Raw genomic sequence first — 24,496 nt, forward strand, 5'->3', positions numbered from 1 at the left:
ATCGGCCCGGCGCTGTACCGGTTGCCACCGGGGTGTGCCGCGACACGACCGAGGTGACAGCTCGGTATTCGGATCCCGCACGGGGCGTGGGTGCGGTGCTGCCGGCTCCCGCGGTATCGCCGCGGGAGCCGGCGGACTTCAGTTGATCGTGAGGCTGTCCACGTTGACGCTGCCCGAGTCATTCGACCCGACGTACAAGGTGACGGGATCGTCGCCGGCCGGCAGATCCACCTGTACGGTCACCGTCGCCCAGCTGTCCCAGCTTCCGGTGACCGGCAGCGACACCTGGTGGTTCACGCCGCCCGTCGCGAGGCTGATCGTGCGGGTGACGTTCTCCAGTGGTGGCCGCCGGCCGCCCAGCGAGTTGGCGTACCGGAGGGTGACGGAGTGGCTGCCGCCGGTCGGTACGTGGACGAGGACGGTGTCGGCGGCCCCGGGGTAGAGCCCGGCGACGAATCCCCGGCCGGTGTAACCGCCGTGGTCGGCGGCGAGTTGAGCGCCGCCGCTCAAAGCGCCGTCTTCGGCCTCCACCGTGCCCAGGCCGACCGGCTTCATCACCGGCAGCAGGGTGGCAGTGGTGCTGGAGTCCCGCGCCGCAACGCCGTCCCAGCTGGTGGTGGCGGTGAGTGCGCCTGCCGTGGTGGCTTGGTCCGCGGGCGGGGTCACCGTCCACTGCAGCACGGTCTGGCCGCCCTTCGGGATGGAGACGGCCTTTGGATCGGGCGTGACCTGCCAGCCCGCCGGCACCTGGAGGTGACTCGTCACGTTGCGGGCGTCGCTGCCGCCGTCCGAGGTCAGGGCGAGCCGCACAGTGCTCGCCGTACCGGGGGCGACGGCCGAGGGGGCGGTGAGCACACCGGTGATGTCCGCGGCCTCGGCGCGGGGCACGTTCAGTGACGCGATGGCCGCCGGGTCTCCGCCGCTGAACCCAAGGCGAAGGCCGGTGGTCGCGGCGGTGTCCCAGTGGACGTTGAGGTCGCCCTGCGGTGGGACTGCGCCCTGGGCGACCTGTCGCCAGCCGCCGGAGCCGTCCTGGATCGCGACGGTGTAGTCGGCCGGGCGCGTGGTGCCCCACCGTACGTGGGCGCGGCTCGTCTGGCTGCGGCCGGCCAGAGCGAGGTCGAAGGTGGAGGTAGTGCCCGTGGCGGTCCAGGTGGTGGTGTCGTTGCCGTCCACGGCTCCGGCGGGGAGCATCGCGGGCTGGGCGGAGTCGGCCGAGGCGGACTGGCAGCGGGCTAGATCATCGGTCGGGTCCTGGTCGGGGCGTGCGGTCTTCAAGGTCAGGGGTCGGCCTCGGGTGAGAGAGTGCTTGCCGTCGGGCGTGCTGATCGACACCTGGGGCCCGGAGTCGAGTGTCACCGTGGTGCGCTGCGCCCCGATCGCGACGGTGAGCGTACTGGCCCGGTACCGGATGCCGTCGAGCGTGATGCCCTTCGCGAGCTGCGGGGGCAGGGTGGGAGCGAGTGCCAGAGCGTCAGGGGCCCACCGCAGACCGCCGAAGCCGTAGAAGAAGATCTGCAGGAACCCGCCCGCGCCGGTGGCGAAGGTGAAGGCCGGGCCTCCGCCGCCGCCCTGGAGTGGCATCGGTCCCTGAGTCTCTGCGAACTGGTGGTAGGGGCCCTGCAGATAGGGCTGGTAGGCGTCCTGGAAGAGGGTGTGGTCGAGGCAGCCGGGCTGCCGAACCTGGGCGGCGACGATGGATTCGACGGAGTTGGTCATCGCCGGGCCGTTCACATCCGTGACGGGCATGTAGCGGTCGAGGTCGGCGGCGGCCGATGCGGAGTCGGTGACGTAGCCGAGCGGGTAGGTGAGCATCACCGTGTCGGCCTGCTTCGTGGTCTGGTCCGTGTAGCCGGCGTACTCCGGGTGGCTGCCGTCGGGGTCGGTCGGCACGTAGATCCGGTCCGCGGTGTCGGCCCAGGTCTCGCCGGGTGTCGCGCCGACGACCCGCGCGGCCGCGATGGCGTTCTTGAGCGAGACGATCGCGCCCGCGTTCGTGGTGGCGTTGTCGTTGACATGTTCGTGGTACTCGTCGGGGCCGGTGACGCCGTTGATGTGGTACTTGCCGTCGGCGCCCTTCTCGGCGCGGGAGGCCCAGAACTCGGCCACGTCTTTCAAAACCGGGTAGCCGTACTTCTTCAACCAGGCCTTGTCACCGGTGGCCTCGTAGTACTGCCACTGCGCGAGCGCGAGGTCGCTTTCCAGATGGTCCTCGAAGCCCACGCACATCGGATGGCCGAGGTCGCCGCAGTCGCCGCCCGGGCCGTTGTCCCACGCCCAGATGCCGCCGTCGTAGCCGTTGGCCGCGGCGTTCTTCTCGGCCTGGGCGCGGGTCCGGGAGCGGAACATGACGATGGACTTGGCCAGCTCTGGGTGGAGGGCGAGCAGCGAGGGGAACATCCAGGTGTCGGCGTCCCAGAAGATGTCGCCGTTGTAGTCCTGGCTGGTCAGTCCGGACGGTGGGATGCTCCAGGAGGAGCCGGCGCGGACGCTGGTGTACAGCGTGTAGTACGCCATGGTGATGTCGGCCTGCAGATCGGTGTCACCGGCCGCCCGGATGTTGGGCTTCCAGAGCTTCGCCCAGGCGGCATCGTGCCGGGCGGTCAGCCGCGCCCAGCCCTGGCCGGCCGCGTCGGCCACCGTGTTCGCCGCGACGGTCGCCGGATCGCGGGAGTCGCTCGAGGTGGCGATACCGACGTACTTCGTGACGGTGTAGGCGTTACCCGCTTTGACGGGGATGGTCCAGCTCTCGCCGGCGGTCGCGCTGTTGTCGGACGGCTCGGCGGCCTGCCGGGCGGCGATGGGGGTTCCCGACTCGGCGATCAGACGCTGGGTCTCCACTACGCGGGTGTCGTTACCAGGGGTGCTGAGCTGGACGGTCGCGAGGTCACCGCGGGTGTCCACGGCACGCGAGATGGCGTTGATGCCCTGGGCGCTTCCGCCGTCCAGCAACGCGTTGAGTGAGAGGTCCCCGCTCCACTGCGGGGTGACGGTGAGTCGAACCTGTCCCAGGTGCTCCAGGGAGCGGTTGGCGAGCACATCCACCCGAACGTCGGTGGCCTTCCCGTTTCCGGGCGTCCAGCGCATCGTGGTGGTGACGGTGGCGTGTGCGAGGTCCAGGTGCTGTTGGTAGCCACTGATCGTGTTCGCGGCGGTGCCGGCGTTCAGGTGCTGGTCGCCCACGCCGAGTTCCATGGTCGTCCAGGTGGGCAGCGAGGGCATGTACTCGACGCCGGGGACGGAGGGCGATAGACCCCTGTTGTAGAGGCCGGCCACCATCGAGGTCGTCAGGCGCTGCTTGGGCCGCTGGTCCAGCTGGTAGCCGGCGGGCCCGAGGTCACCCTGGTAGCCCTGGCCGATGGCGGGCAGCCGCTGGGCGAGGTATCCATTGCCGACAAAAGGGGTTTTGGTGATGTCCTGAGCGCCGTAGTCGGTGTTGGTCAGTATCCAGGGGTCGGAGGCGGCGGAGGCACGGGAGGTTCCAGTCGGCAGCGTGGTCGTGCCGGCGGCGGCTATGCCGGACGTACCGGCCACGGCGATCAGCGCGGTGGCGATCGCCGCCGCCCTGCCGGCTCTGTGCATGGTCACAACAGGTTCTCCAGGTGGCGAGGAATAGGGGGTGATCTCCGCGGAGGTCCGCGGGCGCAGGGACCGGGCCGATCGAGCACCGACCGACCCGGCCTTTCCTTCCTGGTCCGCGCGGAGGCACGGTCCGTGGTGCGGTCAGGTGAGCGGGCGGTACTGCTTGGCGACGTCTGCGGCCGTCAGGGCCCTGTTCCAGACCTGGACCTGGTCGACGCTGCCCGGCCAGAAGTCGCTGTCGCGTCCGCCGGAGAAGGCACGGCCGATGGCCAGTGGGCCGTTCCCGGCGTCGCCGGTCGGTTGGCTCCACACCGTCGACTGCGCCACGCCGTCGACGTAGAGGGTGTAGGTGCCTGCGTCCGCGTCGTGCACGCCCACCAACTGGCACCAGCGACCGGTGACCGGCGGCTGGTCGGACAGCGCGCGGCCTTCGCTGGTAGAGAAGGCGAGGCGGTTGTCGGCGGCGGAGTACTGCAGGTAGAAGCCGCTGCTGACGGCGCCGTCCTGGCTGACGGCGGTGGCGAAGGAGCCGGTGCGGTCCAGCCGCACCCACGCGCTGACGGAGAAGCTACCGGTGGTGTCCAGTACCGGCCCGCTGGTCTGTGCGTACTGACCGGAGCCGTCGAATCGCAGAGCGGTGCCGGAGATGCCGGGCACCCAGGCGGGCGAGCCGATCACGTCGGCGTCATGGGAGCCGGTGCTGTCGTGTGCGACACCGCCGGTCCCCTCGTCGAGGCTCCATGTGCCGACCGGGTCCTGCCGGCCGGGCGGGTAGGCGATCCGCAGGTTCTGCAGCCGGTGGGTCGACCGCGCCGTGCCGCCCGCCGGGCGGTAGGAGGCGGTCGCGGTGAGGGCGGCCGCGCTGCCCGGTTCGGCTCCGGAGGGAGGGTGCACCGTGTAGGTCCACACGGCCGACCTGCCAGGCGGTATCGCTGCTGAGGGGTGTTCGACCGTGTCGGCGGACCAGCCGCCGGGCAGGCCGAGGCTGACGTGAGGGGCGGTGAGCGGGTGATGGGTCGTGTTGCGCACGGTGACGCTGATCGGTGTCGCCGGTTTGACGATGACCAGGCCGCTCGCGTTGACGGGTCCCACGGTGACGTTCGCGTCCGGGCTGGAGGGCGCCCACGCCTCGAACTCGCTCACGCCGACGAAGGCGCCGGACGGATTGGTGAACAGCAGCCGGACCTTGCTGGTGGTCAGGGCCGGGAAGGTGATGCGGTTCAGGCCGTTGCCCACCGGCCGGACCGAGTCGCGGCTCTGGTTCGGGACGTCCTGCCAGACAGTGCCGTCCCAGTATTGAAGGCGGTAGTCAGCGGCCGGTTTGACCCCTCCACCGTCGTCGTAGCCGTACCAGCGGACGTCGCCGACGGATGTGGGAGCACCGAAGTCGACGCCGTAGTAGTCGCTGCCGTTCGGCGAGGCGTAGTTGGTCCAGCGGGTGTTCTCGGGGACCTCGTCGTACCAGACCTTGCCATCGATCGCGTTCCAGGCGTCGTCGTACTGCCAGGTGTAGGACGCGATGGGCTTGGGGTAGCCGGTGCGCAGGGGGTTGGCGGCGTCATCGACGAGGTCGTTCGGCCGGGCGACGATCGTGCCGCCGATGTGCACGGTGGTGTTGCGCAGTGCCGCGGACTGCTGCACGAGTCGGCCGTCGAGGTAGATCCTCATCCCTGCGCCCTGGTGGTAGTGACCGCCGTCGCGGTCCCACAGCACGGTGACGTTGTGGCCGTGGTACGGCACGTTCTCCGCGGCGAAGTGATCCCAGGAGGCGGGCACGAGCGGCTGCACCTTCAGCGTGTCCTCCGACTGGGGGCGCAGGCCGATGAGTCCGGACAGCACCAGGTCGTCGAAGGCAGAGTGGTTGTAGTCCTCGCTGTGGTCGTGACCGTCGTAGATCCACGAGGCGTGGTCGGGGTCGTGCGCCTCGGCCACGTACGGCTTGCCGTTCTTCGTCTGCGTCCTGGCGTACGTGGCCAGCGCCGCCGTGTAGTCGTTCTTGGTGATCGTGGTCTGAGCCGGGTAGTCGTCCAGCAGGTTCGCCAGACCTGTCAGCGTCTGCGCGGTGGCGAAGGGCCAGCTCGGGCCATCCCAGCGGCAGCAGGAGGCCGCGTCCTTCATGAAGAACGGGCTCCGGCGCTCCGTGGTCGTCGGGCCGTAGGCGCTCGCGAAGCCCTGCGGGTCCAACAGCTGCGACCACGCGCCGCTGTCGCCGGACTGGGCGGCGCCGAACATCCAGGGGATGTAGCCGATCTCCTCGCGCGAGCCGGACAGCTTGTGGTCGGGATTGGCGTCCCGCGCCATGGTGTAGTAGAAGCCGCGGCTCGGATCCCACAGCCACTTCTGCATCGCCGCCTTCAGTTTCGCGGCCCGCGTGGCGTACTCCCGGGCGAGCGTTTCGTTCCCGGCCAGGCGTGCGACGTGGCTGATGGCCTCGGCGTCGCCGTACTGGTACGAGTTCAGCGTCGGCCGATAGCCCGCGCCGCCGTGGTACGGGTCACTCGACTCATACGAAGAGGCGGAGAACTCCATCGCGTCCCACACCGGCACCGACCAGTACAGGCCGAGTTCGGCGTCGAACTGCTTGTCCCAGCCCCGGTATTGGCGCACCAGCGCCGGCAGCAGGGTGCGCAGCCGGGCGAAGTCCCCGGTCACCTGGGCCTGTTGGTACGCCGCCGTGGCCAGCCACACGCTGTACTCGTGCGCCCAGTCGCCGGTGTCGGCGTTCACGTCGTCGGTGGCCGGCTTGGCCCCCGCGCCGGGACCGGTGAGCCAGAACCGTACGTAGTCGTCGTCGTAACTCTGGTCGCGCACCCAGCGGCCCTCGGTGATCTGGTGGCCGGCCGCCGCGTTGATCGCCTGATACGGAGCCGCGTAGCCGCAGCAGTCCAGGAACTCCGTGGAGATCCAGCCGTCCGCCGGGTCGGTGTAACGCAGATGCTCCTTCCACACCCGCCACCGGTAGTAATAGACGCTCTGCATAGCAGCGTCCGGCAGGTCCACGAACGGGATGTTCGCCTCGTACCAGCCCGGGTCGTTGAAGCCGGAGAGGTAGGAGGCGTCGTCCAGGAAGTGCGTCCCCGCGCCCACCGACGGGTACACCGCACCGGCCTGTGACGCACCCGCGACCGGCTCACTGGCCGCACCCGCCAGGCCGGTCCCACCGCACAACGCGAGCAGCACGAACGCCGTGAGCGCGGCGAGGGAAGCGAGCAGACGACGGCCGACGGCCACGGCGGACCCCGATCCACCTCTGCGCGAGGTCACCTGACGAAGCACCGCAGGAGTCCCTTCGTCAGTGCCGCGCCGTGGAGAACCGGCCGGCGCCAGGACGGTGGCATGGCGAACGTGCGATGGTGCGACATGCCTCGCGGGTACTTCGGAAGGGCGTTCGTCGGCGAGACCTCAGGTGACCATGGGGTCATCGGCGGCGGCGCATCCGCTCGAGACGCCGCTCGAGCCGGTACAGCGAGGGCGGCGGGCAACGGCCGGGCGATGGCGATAGCGGCGGGGCCGCGAGGGCGGGCCGACCGAGATGATCGCGGCGCGTACACGAGGGACTCCAATCTGCCCGTCCGGAGGCTCTGACGGGGAGCCACAGCATGACCAAATCTGATCGGAATTGCAATATTCCGATCGAGCGAGATCGAACTGGGACTCCCTGACGTCGAATACGCTGAACCGCTCCGTGAGTCGATGCGGTCCGGTCGCCGCCGCCCGCGAGATCAACGCCACGGAGGCCACCGCCCCATGAAGTTGATCTTCAGTCGAGACCACCGCTAGCAGGGACTTTGCGGGACTCCGGGGCATCTCCCGCCGGTCGGACCGCGTACACGACGGTTTTTACCGTGGCGCCGACGGTCCTACAACGTCCCCTTTCGGGTCTCAACATCACCCTGAGTCGAACCCCAATGGTCGCCCCGAGAGGCCACTGAGCCTCTCTCCGTAACGAGCGGCAGCGGCGACGGCACCCGCGTCCCGATTCGGCCACCGACAGTGCCGGCCGCGCAGGAAACGTCTACCGGTATCCGCCGAAGAGGTCGACGCGCTCGCCGCCCATGCCCCTGACCCTGCGACAACCCTTAACCGCGGCCGGCGCGGGCACCACGGCGGCAACATCCGGATCATCTCTGCCCCGACGAGTGGCCGCTGTCATCGCCACTGGCCGTCCCGAGCGGTGAGTGCGGGGTTCGACTGAACACTCACCTCTACCTAGTTTCGTTTCGTTAATCGGAGGTGGTGGATGGTGTCGGACGGGGCGCAGGCCCGCGCCGGCACGCGGCAGGCCTCGGGACGCCGCACGTGACGTCGCGATCCTTGAGGCGACGCTGCTGGTGCTGACGGAGGTCGGATGCGACCAACTGACGTCAGGACAGCTTCGGGAATCGAGGGCCTTGACCGACTCCCCCGCCCGGACCTATTTTCTTTACGTACCAGTTCCGTTTCGTAAATCAGGAGTGCGCGGGTGTCAGGGGCGGGTGAGGCTTCGCCGACGCGGGGCAGGCCGCGTGACAGCGGCCGTGACGTCGCCATACTCGACGCGACGCTGCGTCTGCTGACCGAAGTCGGGTACGACCAGCTGTCCATCGAGGCGATCGCGACCCGGGCCGGGGTCGGTAAGCCGACGGTCTACCGGCGCTACGCCGGCAAGGCCGCGCTGGTGGCCGCGGCGGTCGAGCGCCGGGCGGTGGACACCCCGCCGGTCACCTGGACAGGTGATCTTCGCGAGGTCTTGCTGGAGCTCGTGCGGTGGCTGGCGCGACAGATCGGTGAACAGGAGGTCGGGCTGCTCGGCGCCCTGTTCGCGGGCATGCGCAGCGACCCGGAGCTCGCCGCGGCCATGCGGCGGATCCTGCGCCGCGATGGGGCGGTGATGACCGAACAGCCGTTTCGCAGCGCGACCGAGAGCGGCGAACACCTGGTGCCCGGAGCTGCCGGACTGTTCGCCGAGATCGCCCCGGCCGTCATCGTTCACCGGCTCATCTTCGCCGGCGAGCCCTGCGACCAACGATTCCTCGCTCACCTCGTCGACGACATCCTCCTGCCCCTGCTACGGCGCCGGTGAGAGCGGCGCATCGCCGTCCTCGCCCCCCGCGTGGACGGCCGCAGCCCGGACCGGCTGTCCCTCCCCTTCGGCACACGTCCTGGCGACCACCGAAGGCTTCGGCGCCCGACCACGTGGTCCAACGCGAAACATCTACAGAAAGGCGTGATCATGATCGTCATCACCGGCGCGACCGGCGCCCTCAACGGCGCCACCGTCGAGCACCTGCTCAAGCGCATCCCCGCAGACGAGATCGGCGTCAGCGTGCGCGACGTCGCCAAAGCACAGCACTTCGCCGACCGGGGCGTGCGCGTACGGCGTGGCTCCTACGACGACCCGGCCGCGTTGCGTGAGTCGTTCGAGGGCGCCGATCAAGTGCTGCTCGTGTCCCAGAACGACCCCCACGGCGACGGAGTCGGTCTGCACCGCACGGCGATCGAGGCCGCGGTCGCCGCGGGCGCCCGGCGCATCCTGTACACCGGTCACCAGAACGTGCGCAGCGACAGTCCGTTCGCCCCGGCGCGTGAACACGCCGCCACCGAGGCGCTGCTCGCGGACTCGGGAACCGCCTGGACCTCGCTGCGCAACGGCTTCTACGCCCACAGCCTCGACTGGCTGCTCGGCCCCTGGCGGCAGACCGGAGTCATCGCCGCGCCGGCGGACGGCCCCGTCTCGTGGACGGACCGCGCCGACGAGGCCGAGGCCGCCGCGATCATCCTCGCCGGGCAGCGCTCGTTCGACGGTCCCGTCACGCTCACCGCCCGCCGCGCCGTCACCTTCGATGACATCGCCACGATCGCCACGCAGATCACCGGCCGCGACATCAGGCGAGTCGTCGTGGACGACGAGCAGTGGATCGCCGACCAGGTCGCGGCCGGCATGTCGGAGTCCATGGCCCGCTTGCTGCTGCCGTTCTTCGAGGCCGCGCGAAGTGGCCATTTCACAGAAGTCGACCCGCTCCTGGCCGAACTCCTCGGCCGCGAACCACGGACGGTCGCCGACCTGCTCACCGACCGCGTCACCGCCTGAGTCAGCGCCGCAGGTCCAGACGCCCCGCTGACCTGCGGCTTGCCCCTTTCCGGCTTATCTTGGAACCAGTTCTGCCCCCTGGTCCGCTGCGTCGGCGGCCTGCGCGAGGTGCTCGGCCTGGCAGTCGGCGCACCGCCCGTGCCAATCGTGGGCCTGCGAGGCCGCGGCTTCCACCGCCGTCATCGGCTCCCCGACGTCAGCGTCAGCTCTGCCCGGCCGGCGGCCCGTGGATGATGCGGTGGATGGTGGAGCGGCCGACGCTGTACTCGGTCGCCAGGTCGGCCAGCGACACCTCGCCCTCGGCGTAGCGGCGGCGGATGGACCGGCGCGCGGACTCGGGCAGTTTGGGCTGCTTGCCCCTGAGCTTGCCGTTCCTCTTGGCCAGCGCCATCCCCTCGCGGGTACGCAGGTGACCGAGGTTCGCCTCGAACTCGGCGACCATCGCCAGGGTCTGCAGGAACAGCCGCCGGTCTCGTGGACCGCACGAGAGGACGCCGCGGAAGCTGCCGCCATCATCCTCACCTCGGATCGCACCTTCGACGGCCCGACGGTCCTGACCGCCGGCGCCGCGCCGACGTTCCACGACATCGCGGCCATCGCCTCGGACCTCAGCGGGAGGAAGATCGACTACGACCTCGTCGAGCCGGAGGAATGGGTCGCGACGCAGGTCCAGCAGGGCAACACCGAGTTCATGGCACGCCTGCTTCTGAGCATGTACCAGGCCGCGGAGAAAGGCTACTGCTCCGAGGTCGACCCCCTGCTCGGCCAACTCATCGCCCGCGAGCCACGAAGCGCACGGGATGCGCTGGCGCGACCGGCCGCCTGACGAGCGGGACGCACAGGAAAGGACCTGCTGTACGCGTAGTCCGGTACGACCGTTTCGGCGTGACCATCAGGCACCAGAACAGGTCCGCCCCCGCCCATTGCCGCCTCGGCCATGGCGCAGGCCCGCGCCGACGCTCGGCGGCGAAGTGGCCGAGGCCGTGCTCACGCACCCGGCCGGCCCGGCCGCAGGCCGAGTTGGAGACGGCCCGGCAGGCTCCGGCCGAGCCGTCCGACCAACCCGAATGAGCACCGGGCCGTGTCTCACTCCGGGTAGTTCCCGGCCTCCAGGTCGTCGAGCAGGCTCGGGTGGGTGGGCTGCCAGCCGAACTTCTTCCGGGTCAGCTCGCTGGAGGCCGGCTGGTCGAGGGCGTAGACGGCACCGACGGGGCCGAAGTGCTCGGCCGGCACGGACTCGGCGGGCAGGCCGAGCCGGCGGCCGATGACCTCGGCGAGGGTGCGCATGGGATCGCCCTCATCGGCCACCGCGTGCACCACCGTGCCCGGCTCGGCCTGTTCCAGGGCCAGTCTGAACAGCCGGACCGCATCGAGGTGGTGCACGGCCGGCCAGCGCTGGCCGCCGTCGCCCACATAACCGGAGACGCCCGTGCGGCGGGCGGCCGTGATGAGCCCTGAGGCGAGTCCGTACCGGTGGCCCTTCGAGTGGACCGACCGGGGCAGACGCACGACCACCGACCGGACCCCCTTGCCCGCCAGGCCGAGGGCGTACTGGGCGGTGTGCCCGCGCCTGCCCAGGGGCGTATCGGCCATGGGGTCACCGGTGAACGGTGAATCGTCTTCGGTCGCAAGGCGGCCGGGCACGATCGGTGTGCCAGAGGCGATGAGCAGCGCCTTGCCGGTCCCCTCCAGGGCGGCGCCGAACGTCTCGACGGCCTGGGCCTCGTCGGCGACCGACCGCCAAAGATCGGGGGCGTGGTTGAAGGCGACGTGGACGACCGCGTCGGCTTCGGCGGCTCCGGTGCGCAGGGTTTCCGGGTCGGTGAGATCGCCGCGGAGCACGTCGGCTCCCGCGGCGGTCACGGTCCGCGCCGAGGCATCGGAACGGGCCAGGCCCAGTACTTGGTGACCGGCGGCGATCAGCTCGGGGACGAGCAGGGAGCCGATCCCGCCGCTGGCCCCGGTGACGAACACCTTCATGTCGAACCTCCGTGATAGCAGTGACTGCTATCAACCTACCGCAGTGATAGCAGTCACTGCCATCACCTAGACTCTCGCCCATGGGACGATGGGAGCCGAATCCGCGCGGCCGGCTGGCCAAGGCCGCGATCGAGCTGTTCACCACCCAGGGCTTCGACCAGACCACCGGCGCCCAGATCGCGGCCCGTGCCGGCATGCACGAGCGATCGTTCTTCCGGCTGTTCCCCGACAAACGCGAAGTGTTCTTCCACGCCCTGGAAACGGCGCGGCAGGAAGCCGTCGCCGCCATCGCCGACGCACCGGAGGGCACCGCACCCATCGACGCCGCCGCCGCGGCCCTCGAACAGCGCTGCGCGATCATCCAGCAGCACCCGGGCGCCGCCCTCATCCGGCACGGGCTCATCGAGGCCAACGTCGAGCTACGCGAGCGGGACCTGAGCAAACACGCCGAACTCGCCACCGGAATGGCCGAGGCCCTGCGCGAGCGCGGCACGCCCGAGCCGACCGCGACGCTTGCCGCGGACACCACGATGGCCGTGTTCCGCAGGGCGTTCGACCGCTGGATCGGCGACCCCGAGCACCAGGACCTGCCGACACTGTTCCGCGACGGCCTCAGCGAGCTCGCGTCGATGCTCGTCCACCGCGCCCGCCCTGCTGAATGATCGCAACCGTCACCCGTCGCCGACGACAGCGATCGAGACGCACGCCTCCCCGTCGCTGTGGCTGCTCTCCCGCCAGTCGATCTGCGGACCTTCCGCCGCCCAGAGGATCGCCGGGTTCGGGGTCATGGTGCCGGGAAGGTCGTCGGCGCGGGTGGCGCGCAGGCCGGGCGCGATCTGATGTGTGAGGACCTGTTCCAAGTCCTCGCCGTGAATGACCTGGGGACCGCCGTCGGCGGGGACGTACCGCCAGTGTCCCGGACGCCCGTTCAGGCTCGCGCGGACGGCCGTGTCCTGGTGGACGTCGTCGGTGGTGAAGAGCAGGTCATGGCCGCTCGTTCGGGCCACTTCGGTCGCGAACGCCCCGTCGACGCCGCCCATGACCAGCACGATGGGACACTCGCCGAGATCCTCGAGAGAGCCGAGGAGGCCGGCGAATCTCGCCGCGTCGAAATGGTCGGTGACCGTCTCGGTCCGCCGGGTGTCCGGGTCGTAGCGTACGGAGGTCGTCACGACGCTCGCGGACCGCGGGTCATAGGTGCCCGCGACGGCGTACCAGTCGCCGTAGCGGGGCAGGGCGAACGCCGCCCGCAACCGTCTCAGCTCCTGGCCGGCCTCCGCGCTGCCCGCCGCCGGAGCGGTGGCGGGCACGTTCGGCAGGTACCGGCCATGCGGGGTGGGGATTCCGGTGGAGCCGTGCAGCATCCGCATGGCCAGCGCCGTCTCGGGATCCAGCAGGACCTCAAGTGAGTCGTCCAGGGTGTACCACAGCCGGGTCTGTCCGGCTCCGTACCGGATGTCGCGCCGTTCGTTGACCGCGTCGATCGTCAGACCGGCCAGCACGCCGACCCGGACCCGCAGGTAGTGCGTACGTCGGCGGAACGCGACCGGCCGTACGATCCGTTCGCCGGCGGTCCCGCCGTGGTCGTGGCTCTGCCCAAGAGACGCGGACGCCTCGACCGGCACCACCGGGTTCCCATCTTGGGGGGCGAGTGCCGGGCCGCCGTCGGCCGACAGGCCGAACGTGCTGCCCGCGGCGTCCAACAGGTCGTTCTCGGCCATGTGCAGCGACTCGGACGTCAACTGGGCGTCGACCCACCCCAACGGCTGCGGGTCATAGAAACGGACCTGGTTGGACAGCTCGCCGCGTGCGTCGGTGGCCGGGCCGTCCTCACGTACGAGGGAGGGGAAGACCTGTCCGTCGCCGAGCGCCAGGTGGAACCCGGACAGGAACTGGTGACGGCTGAGCAGTGCGGCATACGCCTCGAACGGGCCGCCGGTGGCGGCCATCAGGTTGACCACCGACGCGGGGGTGGTGGCACCGGGCGCGGTGCCGTTGAAGATGGCGATCGAGTGGTCGAACAGGGCACGCAAGGCCAGCGGATCGATTCCGCCCGGCACGACGCCACGCGAAAGGATCAGATCCCGGTCGACAGGGAACAGCGTGTGCCCGGCGTTGCTCAGCACCTCCTCAGGCGTCGCCGCGGAGGCGACCCGGCGTACCCGCTCACCGGCGGGTGCCGGATCCGGCGGCGGACCCGGCAGCATCGCGGCCGGGAACTGGACCCGCTCGACCACGTCGACGTGGTCGGTGACGGCGACCGGCACGGGCGTGTTCGGGTCCAGTACCAGGGCGAACCCGGAGTTCGCCAGACCGAGCGTGAGCACCTGCAGGGCCTTGGACGGGTTGTACCCGCGGTAGACGGTCGCGCTGATCCGCAGGCCGCCGGTGTAGGCGTGTGTGTCGCCCAGGACGGTCAGCACGTCGCGGGTACGGAAGATCTCACCCCGCGCGCTGGTGGCCTGCTCGTAGAAGTCGCTTTCGGCGACACCTTCGAGATAACTCCCCTCGGTCGCCCTGGAGACCGACGGGATCCGGGTGGTGCCGAAATTGCCGCCTGCGGTGTGCGCCGACGTCACACCACGCCGGCGGACCCTGCGCTGGGTGTTGAGGCGGTACACGGCGAAGTCCCGGCTACGAGTGTCCTCGTATTCGTAGTCCCGCCCGTCCGTGGAGTCCGCGCGCAACACCAGGCTGACCTGCTCGTTCGCGCCCGGCAGCGATTCGGCCAGATGCAGGATCAGGCCCGGGCCCAGCAGCGTGTCCCGGTGGCCGAGCAGCGCGTTGTGCTCCACGATCGTGTGCAGGCTGGTCGGCAGGCCCGTACGCGCCGCCGTCGGCGTCCCGTTCACGATCGTCCACCGCTGGTGCAGCAGCCGCCGGTCCACGGCGCCGAGCACGCCGCGGATCATGTCGAGCACCGGGTTGAGCCCGTCGGGCGCGTGCTGGAGCCCCGGCCATTCGAGCCGGTCGGAGGCGGAAACGAGCGGGATCAGGCCCGGCCGGAGCGTCCGCGGTACGCCGGGCGGGCGTTCGGCCGGTGGCTGCGGCGCCGGGCGCAGCACCATGACGCCGCCGGCCACCAGGACCTGCATGGTGTCCTGCCGTACCGACCAGGTTCCGGCCGCGTTCGCACTCCAGCTCGTCACCGTGACGTCCCACAACATCGTGCCGCGATGCGGCCGGTAGTCCCGGTTCTCCTGGGTGATCCAGCGCCCCGACAGCACCTCGTTCGAGTCGATGTGGGTCTCGGCGACGTTGCGGAAGGTCCAGCCCCCGAACGGGCCGCCGTCCTCCCTCGTCCCGGCCCAATCACCGCTGCCGGACACCGCGTGCGAGGTGGACCGCCGGCCGGTGAAGATCACCGCGGGCTCCGAATCCAGGATGTCGGTCTCCCGCATCCGCGCCCCGCCCGACTGACGGCGGAGGCCGTACGTCCGCCCCTGGAGGGAGATGACCGCGTGCCGGTCGCCGACCGTTCCGCCGTGGACGAGGCCGGACGCCTGCACCGCGGGTCCGCCCCACATCATCCGGCCGATGAGCTGGTCCTCGTTGATCGTCACATCGAGCGTGTCGGCGTAGGTGCGCTCCGCGACACCGGCCGCCTCCAGCAGCTCCGCGGCGACCCTCCACAGCTCCGCGACGCCCAGGACCTCCAACGGCTGATCATCGGGCCGCAGCGTCTCAGGAGCCTGAAGTGCCTCGCTCCACCGCTCCGGCACCGCGGGGCCGGTGACCGGCCGCCGACGGACGACCGCCCGGCCCAGATCGCCCTGCGGCGACCGCGGAATCACGGCGCCGCCCGTCAGCGGGCTGAGACCTTCGGCGACGACATAGCGCATCAGCCCGGGAATCGCGCCGTGGCGGCGGATCGTACGCGTGGCGGGCTCCGGCCGGCCGGTGAGCACGCGCCGCGCGGCGCCGAGCGCCGTGGCGGTGAGCACGCCGCCGGAGGCCGCCTCCGGCTCGAAGGTCAGCTTCACCTCGACGTGGTAATCGGTGCCGAACATGAACACCCGGACCGGCCCCTCATAGACGAATCCCAGCGACGACCACACACCGGCACGGGCCGTCAAGAGACCGGAGCGGGACCGGCCGTAGGTGTATCGACCCGTGAAGTTCGTGGTGCGCAGCGCGCCGTGCAGCGGCCCCAGCCGCAGGTGGCCTCCGCCGCGGTAGGTCAGCTGGGCCGCCACCTCCTCACTCGCCCCCAGATCGCTGTAAGAGATCGGGTAGTGATCGATCCGGCCCCACTCCAGCCGATCGCCGGTCCAGTCCCCGCCCTGCTCGGAACGGACCAGCACGGTCAGCCGCAACCGCCCGCCGTTGGCCTGATACAGGCGGGTGAAGGACATGCGATGGCTGATGAGCCGGCTCGTGTACGGCAACGCCGCCATCACCGAGAACCGCTGGGTCAGCGCCCGCTCCAGGCGGTGCCGCTGCCGCGCCGTCAACGGCCGGGCGAGCGTCGCCAGCCGGGCATCACCGAACGCTCCGTGGATCAGACTCATCGCCCTGGGGATCACGCGTTCGAAACCGCCGAGCATGTCCACCACCGACGGGCCGCGGCTGCGGCCCATCAGGATCCCAGGCGGCGGCGTACGGTCGGTCAGGGGCCGCCCGTCCGCCGGAACCACCGCCCGGCCCGCGCCATCGGCCGGGTACAGGTCAAGGCCCTCGATCACCCCGGCCAGTTCCCGCTCGAACCGGTCCGCCTCCCGTTCCGGCACCTCCACGTACCCGACCAGCGCCAGCCGGACGAGCCCGGCAGCCGCGGACCGCGAGGACCGGACGTCGACGGGGAGGTTCATCTCGAGCCGGTAGACCCGCCGCTGTGACGGGTAGCCGAGGTACCGCCAGTCCCCCGCGCCCATGGACGCGGCCAGGCTCCGGTTGACCGAGCCGCCCGGCCCCGCCGAGAACATCGGGCCGATCGTGATCGGCGTTCCCCGTACGGAGAAGCCCGGAAAGGTCGGGGCGAACTGCACTCCCGAGGAGACCCCACCGCCCATCCCGCTGGACTCACCCGACCAGAACAGGTGCCGGGCGTCCTGCTGGACGTATCCGCGGCTGACGTCGACACGCCGCAGCGACGTCAGCCGGCCCCGCAGACGGAACGCCGCCCAGTCCTCACCGTCCTCGTTCACCCGGAGTTCGGCGGACAGGTACCCGTGCCCCAGGACATGCTTGCTGACGGCGAAGAGCATCGAGTCGGTGAACAGGTCCCGGACCGCGCTCGTGAAGGTCGCGTCGGCGTCGGGGAACCGCCGTGTGATCTCCTCGGCGGCCGCGTCCGGTCCACCGACCGGGACCAATGACTCCACGATGGTGGTGACCCGCCACAGGACGCTGTGGAACGCCCGCGCCATCTCCTCGGGCGGTTCCGCCGGCAGCTCCGCCACCATGGGCGTCTCCGGCCCCGGAGCCTCCGGCGACTCGTCCTCGGCGAAGGCGAGCAGCACGTCCACCGGCGCCGACGCGGTCTGCTGCGCGCCCTGCTCGCCGGTGAACGTGACGGACCAACGGCTGCCGATCTCCGGCTCTTCGTGGTTCGCGGGTACGTCGAAGTAGGCGTACCGGTCATGCCAGATCTGCTGAACCGTCGCCGTGACGGCACCCTCGTACGAGCCGAAGCTCCGCGAGCCCCGCCCGGTCAGGGTCGGGAGCAGGCCGAGACCCGACATCCACTTCCAGCCGGTCGCGATGCTGATCAGGCCGTCGTTGCTCGTCTCCGGCGCGATCGAGCGGTTGTCGCTGAAATCGGAGAACGTCGACGGCGTCATGATCTGCGGAAGGTCCAGCGCCTGGGATGGCCTGGCCCCGACCTGGACCGACTGCACCTCCTCCGGCCGCCGGTGAACGGCGCCGTGCGCCCCGATCAACGGGCCGAGCACCAACCGGACCGTGGCGGGCCCTCGCGAGGTGGGCACACTCAGTCCCTGCGGCGAGGCGAGCCGTCGTCCGGCCTCGACACCGCCCAACCGCTCGAACTCCGCGATGAGCCCGTCCGTCACCGCCTGCCGCAGAGCCTCCGGCACCAGCGCCGCGGCCTGCTCGGCCAGTTCCCGATCGGCCCCCAGCCAGGTCTCCCCGACCCTCGCGACACGGCCCCACTCACCCCAGGGGATCGGCTGGACGGCCTCGCCGTCCTCCAGGTGTTCGTTCCGCGCCGCTTCGAACAGCACGCGACCAGGCAGCCGCCGGGCCGGTCGACTCGGTGTTCCCGCCTCTTCGGCCGCCGGGGTCTCCGGGGGCGGTGCAGCCGGCGAGTCGAGCTCGGCGCGGATCTCCAGCAGTTCGTTGACGGCCGCGGCGCCGCCGGCACGCTCGACCACGGCGAACCGGCCACGGAGCGCCTCCAGTTCCTCAGGGCGGCCGTACGCCGCCTCGGCCGGCGTGTTCAGCCGCGCACCGATCGCATCGTCCAGGGACGCGACCGCCGCGGCATGGATCTCGGTGACGCGGGCTCGGAGGGCGGCCAGCGCCGCCCGCGCGGCCTCGACCCGATCGAGCTGGTTCGGCCGCCAAGAGGCCGCCACCAGTTCGGTCAAGGCGCCGAACCGCCGCTCCACCTCGGCGCGGTGCCCATCGGCGTCCGGCCCCAGGACGGCGAGCGCGGGCCCCAGCTCCGCCACCGCGAGCATCGCCTGGTTCAGCAGCACCGCCGCGTCATCCCGCAGCACCTCGGCCGCCGCACGCCACGCAGCCCGGAGCGCCTCCACCGTGACCGGACCCGCGTCGGCCACACCGGGCACGAGATCAGCCAGCGCGACCGCGTCTTCTACCGTCAATTCGGTGCCGGGCTCGATGCCGCCGAACGACTGCACCACCGCGAGCAGGTCATCGAGCCTGACCTCGTTCCCCGGAGCCCGACCGCGACGAGAGAGGACGTTGGCCGTCGCGTCCGCGCGTACGGCATCGGCCAGCCTGCGGACCGTCTTGAGCTGTTCGATGGTGAAGTCCGTGCCGTGCACGTCTCGCGCGAGCCGCGCCACGGACAGCAGCTTCGGCGGGTCACCACCCTTCACGACCGCCGACCACGCGTCGGAGAACGGAGTCTGACCCCAGTCCAGGTTGACCAGCCTGGCGAAGGCGGACCAGTTCACCCCCTGGGCCCGGCCGCCCGCAGAGGCACTGGGCGGCGCCAGCACGGTCAGCCGCTCCAGCGCCTCCGCGTGAGACCGGGTGAAACGGTAGGTCGCAGGGAGCCCGAACTCTCGTCGCGCCCGCGCGTACGCACGGCTGACCGACGCACGTTCGCTGATCGCCTCCGGCGCCACGACCGGGGCGTCCCGCCACGGCACGGCTTCACGTACGGGCGCCGCAGCCCGCTCCCTACTCCCCGCGCCCTCCCCTGCGGACCTCGTGGCGAACGGCTGGAAGCGACCGGAGGGGGCGAGCCGGCCGATGGGCGAGCTCTCGCGCGTGCCGGTGCCCGGTCTCAGCATCCACAGGGTCCGGTCCTCGTCCATCACCGCAGCGCCGACCTCCACGCACGCCGCGGGACCCACCGCGCTTCGGCCGGCTCTCCGCCACACGGCTACCCCGGCCGTCCGCACGTGATGACGGTCATGGTGCTGTATCTGGCCCGTCCGCGGGCTCTGGACGTTCGGCAAGCAGCACACCTTATGCCATGGGAAGCTTACGTAACCTTTCCTATCGTTTTGGTCGATGACTTTTCAACCGCCGGGGCTGACTCGCAAGACCGCTTTGTCAGGACCGCTTGCCGTCCCGGTCAGTAAGCATGGCCGACGTCAGGTCAGTGGCCGGCGTAGAGCGCCTGGGCGCTGCCCCACAGGCTGCTGGCGTTGATGTGCCCGGGGTGGCGATCGAGCATCGCGTTGAAGAAGCCTTCCGGGGTCGGGTGCCGTGCCAGGAGTTCGTCGACGTCATCGAGGTAGCGACGGGTCTCGTCGATGACTCGGGCGGCGTCGTCGTCGCGTTCTTTGATCTTGTGGCCGGCCACGATCCGGCGGGGCGCGAGGGCTTCGACGACGCTGATGGCTTTTCGCCAGGCGTCGCGGCCGCCGTTGCCCGAGTCGACGAGGAACTGGTGTACGCCGTTGTAAAGAACGTCTCCGGCGACGACCACATGGAGGTCGGGTATGTGCACGACACTGGTGTCGTCGGTGTCGGAGTGGCCGACGTCGACGATGATCAGTTCGTGGTTCTCCAACTCGATCCGGTCGCCGTCAGGTGGGACGGCGGTGACGGGCGAGGCGGGGATCTGGCCGGGAAGGATCTTGTCCCAGAAGCCCTTCCGCGCGGTCAGGGCGCGGTGCATCTGCTCGATGGTCGCGGCCAGAGCGGTCACCTGAGCTCCCGGAAACCGGCCGGCCAGCATGTCCGCGGTGAACCAGTGGTCACCGTGGGCGTGGGTCGCCAGGATGTGGGTCAGCCGTTTGCCGCCGGCATCGATCCGGTCGCCGATTGCGACCGCCTGCGCGGCTGTCAGTGGCGGGTCGATGAGGACGGCGTCGCGTTCTCCGTAGACCAGAGTGGTCGAGATGGGCGCCCAGGTACGGCCTTCACCGTTCGGCAGCCGGTCAGGCAGAGCCAACGGGATCGACTCGGAGACGAAGACCTCGTATCCCAGAACGCCGCCGACGGTCAGGTCGTCCGTCATGCTCATCGCCGCGCCCCGAACAGCGCCAGGGCCTCGTCGGCCTGGGACCGGGTCAGCATGCGGACCGCCTGTCCGGGGACTCGCGTCGCGGCCGAGGCGGCGACGGCGACGGCGCCGACCTGGGCGGCGCTCACCCATTCCGGGTCGCTGCCGTCCTCGGTGAAGCGGGTCCTGACCGGTCCGAGCTGGAACGCGAAGACCCGCTTGTCCCCATCGAGTTCGGCCGCGAGGACCTGCTGCATCATCAGCAGGGCGGCCTGCTCCATGCTGACCAGCCCACTGCCGGGAATGGGCGTGAACGCGGACGCGCCCACGACGAGCGCATAGGCCCCGTCACCCTTCATCCGGGGCAGGGTGGCGCGCAGCACGGCCATGTGCGTGGTGGCCAGCCCGGTGAACGCGCCCAGCCAGTCGCTCTCCTCGATCTCCCACAGCCGCTTTCCGGCCCACCAGCCGCCGATGGGGGCCACGACGTCATCGACGCTGCCCAGCCGGTCCTCCATCGTCGCGGCCAACGCCTCGGCGCCCGCGAACGTGGTGTAGTCGTGCTCCACGAGATGCAGGTGGTCCGTCGCCGCGTCGCCGAGCACGGCCCGGAACTCGTCCGCCCGCTCCTGGCTGCGGGTGGGGACCACGACATCCGCACCGGCCGCGAGGTAGGCGCGCACCACGCCCTCCCCCACCCCGCCGGTACCACCGGGAATCAGCACATGCCGCCCGGACAGGTCCGTTGCGAGAGTGCCACTGGACATGAAGACCCACTCCTCATATTGGGAACCTCAACGTTGGGTAAGTCAACGTTGACCTCCTCAACATAGCATGGATCGTTGAACCGCCCAACGGTTAGAATGAGGGCGCGATGAAATCGACGGACACCGACGACGGAATGCAGCCTCCTGCCCGCCTACGCGCCCTGACCAGCTGGCAGGCGAGCAAGGTCTCGCTCCTCGGCGCGCGCATGACCGCACAGCACATGCCGCTCACCGCCCGGGCCGACTTCGCCGTCCTGGCCGCACTGGAGGAGTACGGGGAACTCAGCCAGGCAGACCTCGGCCGACGCCTCGGCCTCGACCGCAACGAGGTCAGCGGCATCGTCACCCGCCTCGAACGCGACCACCATCTCGACCGCCACGTCGACCCCGACAACCGGCGCCGCAACGTCGTCACGCTCACCGCCTCCGGCAAGCGGTACCTCGAGGAGATCCAGCACCACACCGACACCGTCCAGGACGAACTGCTCGCCGGCCTGACCACAGCCGAGCGCCGACAGTTGAACGCACTGCTCACCAAACTGCTCAGCAGCCACAGACCGCAACCGGCTTAAGTACCGCGACAGCACTCCGTGGCGGGCACCTGGTGCAGCCGGTCCCACACCCCGGCCTCGCGCCATTCGGCCAACCGTCGCCAGCAGGTCATCCCCGACCCGAACCCCAGCTCCTGAGGCAAGAACTCCCACGCGATCCCGGCGTGCAGCACGAACAAGATCTCGCACAGCACCTTGCGGTCATCCAGCCGTTTGCGGCCCGGGTGGTGCGTGCGCCGCTCCACCTTCGGCAGCAAGGTCCGAATCCCAGAAAAAGTCGCCAACCTGCATTGGGGCGGACCAGGCTGGAGGACTCTCTTCCCGACCGCGTCGGCCTCCCTCTACGCTATCGACACCAAAACGGGTCCACGGAAGGAGCCTTACGTGCAAATGGGCGCCGAGTAAGGGCACGCTTGACCTTAAAGCGATTTCCGAATCGCTCGCCTCAAGGCCACACGCGCTCCGCTCGGCGATGCGTCACAGGCTCTTCTTGAATGTGAGCGTTCTCATGGCGGGTGAGGGCCCGCGGTCGTGTCGTCGGGCCGGTTCACCAGATGAAGGCGAGCGGCCCGGCGGCCTGGCCGGCGCCAGGTACCGGGCCGGTGCGCCGGACGAATCCCTTGGCCGGCGCGCGGACCTCGTCGGCCAGCCAGTTCGGCGGCGTCGATGAGGCGGGGCAGGTCGATTCCGGTACGCACGCCGGCCAGTTCGAGCAGCTGAACGGCGTCCTTGGTGCAGACGCCGCCACCTTGGGCGCCGGGCATGGCGGGGTGCCCTCCGCTGCCGGCCAGGGCGGTGTCGATGTGACGGACGCCGAGGTCGAGCAGGGGCAGCAGGGCGGCCAGGCCCATGCCGCGGCCGTCGTGGATCTGCACGGTGAGGTTGTCCGCGGGCACGTACGCGAGCGCGGCGGTGACGAGATCGCGGACTTGGGGCGGGGCGGCGTAGCCCGCCGAGTCGGCGAGGATCCAGTGGTCCACGCCGATGTCGACGAGCCGCCGGGCCAGCGGCCGCAGGTCCTCGCCGGCGCGGGCGGGTCCGGTGGGCCCGCCCCAGGCGAAGACGATATAGGTGCCGAGCACGATGTCGTGACCGTCGGCGAACGCGGCCATGCGCTCGAGTTCGGCCAGCGATTCGGCCGTGGACCGGCCGATGTCGGCGCGGGCGAGTCCGCGTACGTTGCCGACACAGCACCCGAGGCGCAGGCCGGGCACGCGCGGCACCTTCGCGAACACCTCCTCGGCGTCGGCCAGGCCCGGGATCAGGTCGGGACGTACGAAGGAGGACAGCTCGAACGCGCGGATCCCTGCGTCGATCAACCGCCGCACGAGTTCGATCTCCCGCTCAACCGCCGGGTCTGACTAACGCCTCCGGGCTGGCCTTGAACTCCGCCGAGGAGACCTTCATCGCCCCGCAGGGCCCCTTTTCTTCATCCCGAGATTTCCGTAATCGAGGGCACTCAAGGTGTCCACGCCTTGGGAGGAGGGTTCGGAACGGGCAGGCGGGCAGGCGCCGCGGTGTTCGTGGGGACACCGGAATGGGGTACTGGATGGGGTGGTTACCCAGGAGGAGAATGGCGGGGCCCGGTCGTGAGCCTTCAAAGACACGTCTTTGGTGGATGAACGCCGCTGGATCACTGTTGTGGGCGAGGAATGCCAGGTTGGCCTCGCGGCGCTCGCCGGTTCGCCGGTTACGCTGCCGGATCATGTCGGCTCGCTTACGACCGTTGAACTGTAGGCTTTTCGCCTGTTTCCGGAATTGCTTCGATCTGGTGAGGTGACCGTCGATTATGCACGATTCTGCGAATGCGGCGGAGTTCCCGAACGCGGCAAAGGTTGTGGATTCGGCAGGGTGGCGTACCTCACGGCGCAGCATGGCCGGGTCTGGGGCGGCGTGTGTGCAGGTCGTCGGGGGGCGGCTGCATGACGATGGGTCGATCACGATGGAGGTGCCCGAGAGATCTTCTGGTGTGGCCGGGGAGCCGGTGATCTTGCGGCCCGCCACCGGTTCGGGCGGGGACCGGGCGCGTGGCGTCGTTGAGTCGGTGCCGGCGATGGGGATGCGCGGCTGGCGGGGTGATGCCGGCGGTGTGGGGCGGTCCCGTGCCGGGACGCACACCGGTGTTGCACCGTATGGGGTTGTTGTGGGTGGGGTGGATGGGCGGCGGTCGGGTCGGTCGGATGAGGTGGTCGCTGGTCTGTCTTCCGGTGGTGGTGCGTTGTCGGCGGAGCAGGTCAAGGATGCTGCGACGGCGGTTGCGCTCGAGGCGCGGGCGGCTGATGAGGCCCGGCTTGAGGCGGCCGGTCCGGTGCCCGCCTGGGATTTGGGGAGCCGGTACTGCTGGTCGGTGCTTGCCGGTTTGTCGGGCCGGTGGCCCGGGGTGCCATTGGGGGAGATGAAGACGGCTTCGCAGTGGCCGCGTATGACCGGCTGGGCGGACCTGGTCGATGCGTTGGCAGCAGCGGGGCCGGGCGCGCACGCCTACATCCGGTTCGGGCGCTTTGGCGGCGTTGGTCACGCGGTCGTCGTGTATCACACCGGTGATGAGGGTCTGGTGTTGATCAACCCTGATCAATACGAGGACGCCGGGTACACCATCACGGTCGGTACCGAGCAGGTGCGTGGCTGGCTTGCTGGTGATGTCGGCGGGCGGGAGGACCTGCGACAGGCCAACGCCCAGGTCTCGTTCCGGGATCCGACGGGCCGGGTGGTCCGGTTCGGCGATGCCAGGCCGGAATCGGGATCGATCGTTCAAGCCTTGATCGATCCCGTCCACCCCCACACAGGCATGCCGCGGAGGCGTAGGACCGCCGGGGAGCGGGCAGCCGAGCTCATCGGGCGCATGGAACGAGGTCCGCTGACCGGGCACGACCTGCACAACGTTAGTACGGCGGCGCGTGGGGCGGTCTTCGCGGCGATCGAGGAGCAGGCTCCC

At 70.3% G+C, this 24,496-nt stretch carries 14 protein-coding genes and 1 pseudogene; 6 read left to right on the forward strand and 9 right to left on the reverse strand.

Going from position 1 to position 24,496, the window contains the following annotated elements:
- Positions 1 to 138: 138 nt before the first annotated feature.
- Together NE234_RS37590 and NE234_RS45660 are read right to left on the reverse strand one after the other, a co-directional pair.
- Complete coding sequence (locus NE234_RS37590; RefSeq protein ID WP_252785747.1) at positions 139 to 3,582, reverse strand: carbohydrate-binding protein; 3,444 nt, start codon at positions 3,580 to 3,582, stop codon at positions 139 to 141.
- A 141-nt stretch (positions 3,583 to 3,723) separates the two neighbouring features.
- Positions 3,724 to 6,813 carry an MGH1-like glycoside hydrolase domain-containing protein gene (locus tag NE234_RS45660; RefSeq protein ID WP_252785730.1) on the reverse strand — a complete coding sequence of 1,030 codons (3,090 nt, stop codon included), beginning with the start codon at positions 6,811 to 6,813 and terminating at the stop codon, positions 3,724 to 3,726.
- Between the two features lie 1,231 nt (positions 6,814 to 8,044).
- Between NE234_RS45660 and NE234_RS37600 the strand changes: the two genes are divergently transcribed.
- Both NE234_RS37600 and NE234_RS37605 read left to right on the forward strand, forming a co-directional pair.
- A complete protein-coding gene (locus NE234_RS37600) occupies positions 8,045 to 8,644 on the forward strand; it encodes a TetR/AcrR family transcriptional regulator (protein ID WP_252785731.1) in 600 nt (199 codons plus the stop codon).
- A 150-nt stretch (positions 8,645 to 8,794) separates the two neighbouring features.
- The gene (locus tag NE234_RS37605; protein ID WP_252785732.1) at positions 8,795 to 9,652 is read left to right on the forward strand and encodes an NmrA family NAD(P)-binding protein; all 858 of its coding nucleotides are present in this window, start codon (positions 8,795 to 8,797) and stop codon (positions 9,650 to 9,652) included.
- A gap of 202 nt (positions 9,653 to 9,854) precedes the next feature.
- On the opposite strand, the gene NE234_RS37610 is transcribed toward NE234_RS37605, so the two are convergent.
- Positions 9,855 to 10,094 carry a sigma factor-like helix-turn-helix DNA-binding protein gene (locus NE234_RS37610; protein ID WP_252785733.1) on the reverse strand — a complete coding sequence of 80 codons (240 nt, stop codon included), beginning with the start codon at positions 10,092 to 10,094 and terminating at the stop codon, positions 9,855 to 9,857.
- On the opposite strand from NE234_RS37610, the gene NE234_RS37615 reads away from it, so the two are divergent.
- Positions 10,062 to 10,478 carry a Rossmann-fold NAD(P)-binding domain-containing protein gene (locus tag NE234_RS37615; RefSeq protein ID WP_252785734.1) on the forward strand — a complete coding sequence of 139 codons (417 nt, stop codon included), beginning with the start codon at positions 10,062 to 10,064 and terminating at the stop codon, positions 10,476 to 10,478. The genes NE234_RS37610 and NE234_RS37615 overlap by 33 nt on opposite strands.
- Positions 10,479 to 10,738: 260 nt before the next feature.
- Here NE234_RS37615 and NE234_RS37620 read toward each other — a convergent pair whose 3' ends face one another.
- Positions 10,739 to 11,632, reverse strand: coding sequence for an SDR family oxidoreductase (locus NE234_RS37620; RefSeq protein ID WP_252785735.1), 894 nt, complete (start codon positions 11,630 to 11,632; stop codon positions 10,739 to 10,741).
- An 80-nt stretch (positions 11,633 to 11,712) separates the two neighbouring features.
- On the opposite strand from NE234_RS37620, the gene NE234_RS37625 reads away from it, so the two are divergent.
- Positions 11,713 to 12,294, forward strand: coding sequence for a TetR/AcrR family transcriptional regulator (locus NE234_RS37625; protein WP_252785736.1), 582 nt, complete (start codon positions 11,713 to 11,715; stop codon positions 12,292 to 12,294).
- Positions 12,295 to 12,303: 9 nt separating this feature from the next.
- Here NE234_RS37625 and NE234_RS37630 read toward each other — a convergent pair whose 3' ends face one another.
- The 3 genes from NE234_RS37630 to NE234_RS37640 all read right to left on the reverse strand — a co-directional run bounded on the left by NE234_RS37630 (position 12,304) and on the right by NE234_RS37640 (position 21,010).
- Entirely contained in the window at positions 12,304 to 19,125 is a 6,822-nt protein-coding gene (locus NE234_RS37630; RefSeq protein ID WP_252785737.1) for a hypothetical protein, read from the reverse strand.
- 266 nt (positions 19,126 to 19,391) lie between these two features.
- Positions 19,392 to 20,264: an MBL fold metallo-hydrolase gene (locus NE234_RS37635; protein WP_252785738.1), complete on the reverse strand. Its 873-nt coding sequence runs from the start codon at positions 20,262 to 20,264 to the stop codon at positions 19,392 to 19,394.
- The gene (locus tag NE234_RS37640) at positions 20,261 to 21,010 is read right to left on the reverse strand and encodes an SDR family NAD(P)-dependent oxidoreductase (RefSeq protein ID WP_252785739.1); all 750 of its coding nucleotides are present in this window, start codon (positions 21,008 to 21,010) and stop codon (positions 20,261 to 20,263) included. Before NE234_RS37640 ends, NE234_RS37635 begins: the two co-directional genes overlap by 4 nt.
- A 107-nt stretch (positions 21,011 to 21,117) precedes the next feature.
- Here NE234_RS37640 and NE234_RS37645 point away from each other — a divergent pair, with 107 nt between their 5' ends.
- A complete protein-coding gene (locus NE234_RS37645; RefSeq protein ID WP_252785740.1) occupies positions 21,118 to 21,582 on the forward strand; it encodes a MarR family winged helix-turn-helix transcriptional regulator in 465 nt (154 codons plus the stop codon).
- Between the two features lie 26 nt (positions 21,583 to 21,608).
- On the opposite strand, the pseudogene NE234_RS37650 reads toward NE234_RS37645, so the two are convergent.
- Together NE234_RS37650 and NE234_RS37655 are read right to left on the reverse strand one after the other, a co-directional pair.
- A pseudogene (locus NE234_RS37650) lies at positions 21,609 to 21,827 on the reverse strand (transposase); the annotation flags it as partial.
- A gap of 240 nt (positions 21,828 to 22,067) precedes the next feature.
- Positions 22,068 to 22,889, reverse strand: a complete 822-nt coding sequence (locus tag NE234_RS37655) for a beta/alpha barrel domain-containing protein (RefSeq protein ID WP_252785741.1) — start codon at positions 22,887 to 22,889, stop codon at positions 22,068 to 22,070.
- Between the two features lie 890 nt (positions 22,890 to 23,779).
- Here NE234_RS37655 and NE234_RS37660 point away from each other — a divergent pair.
- The coding region (locus tag NE234_RS37660) for a hypothetical protein (RefSeq protein ID WP_252785742.1) at positions 23,780 to 24,496 on the forward strand (717 nt) is incomplete at its 3' end.

It is taken from the genome of Actinoallomurus rhizosphaericola, assembly GCF_024055675.1.
In the GTDB taxonomy this organism is placed as follows: domain Bacteria; phylum Actinomycetota; class Actinomycetes; order Streptosporangiales; family Streptosporangiaceae; genus Actinoallomurus; species Actinoallomurus soli.

What these genes read in the sequence shown, in the direction of transcription:
- NE234_RS37635 (WP_252785738.1), bottom strand. Translation starts at nt 20,264, where the DNA reads ATGAGCATGACGGACGACCTGACCGTCGGCGGCGTTCTGGGATACGAG.
- NE234_RS37645 (WP_252785740.1), top strand. Translation starts at nt 21,118, where the DNA reads ATGAAATCGACGGACACCGACGACGGAATGCAGCCTCCTGCCCGCCTA.
- NE234_RS37610 (WP_252785733.1), bottom strand. Translation starts at nt 10,094, where the DNA reads ATGGTCGCCGAGTTCGAGGCGAACCTCGGTCACCTGCGTACCCGCGAG.
- NE234_RS37625 (WP_252785736.1), top strand. Translation starts at nt 11,713, where the DNA reads ATGGGACGATGGGAGCCGAATCCGCGCGGCCGGCTGGCCAAGGCCGCG.
- NE234_RS37640 (WP_252785739.1), bottom strand. Translation starts at nt 21,010, where the DNA reads ATGTCCAGTGGCACTCTCGCAACGGACCTGTCCGGGCGGCATGTGCTG.
- NE234_RS37590 (WP_252785747.1), bottom strand. Translation starts at nt 3,582, where the DNA reads ATGCACAGAGCCGGCAGGGCGGCGGCGATCGCCACCGCGCTGATCGCC.
- NE234_RS37605 (WP_252785732.1), top strand. Translation starts at nt 8,795, where the DNA reads ATGATCGTCATCACCGGCGCGACCGGCGCCCTCAACGGCGCCACCGTC.
- NE234_RS37620 (WP_252785735.1), bottom strand. Translation starts at nt 11,632, where the DNA reads ATGAAGGTGTTCGTCACCGGGGCCAGCGGCGGGATCGGCTCCCTGCTC.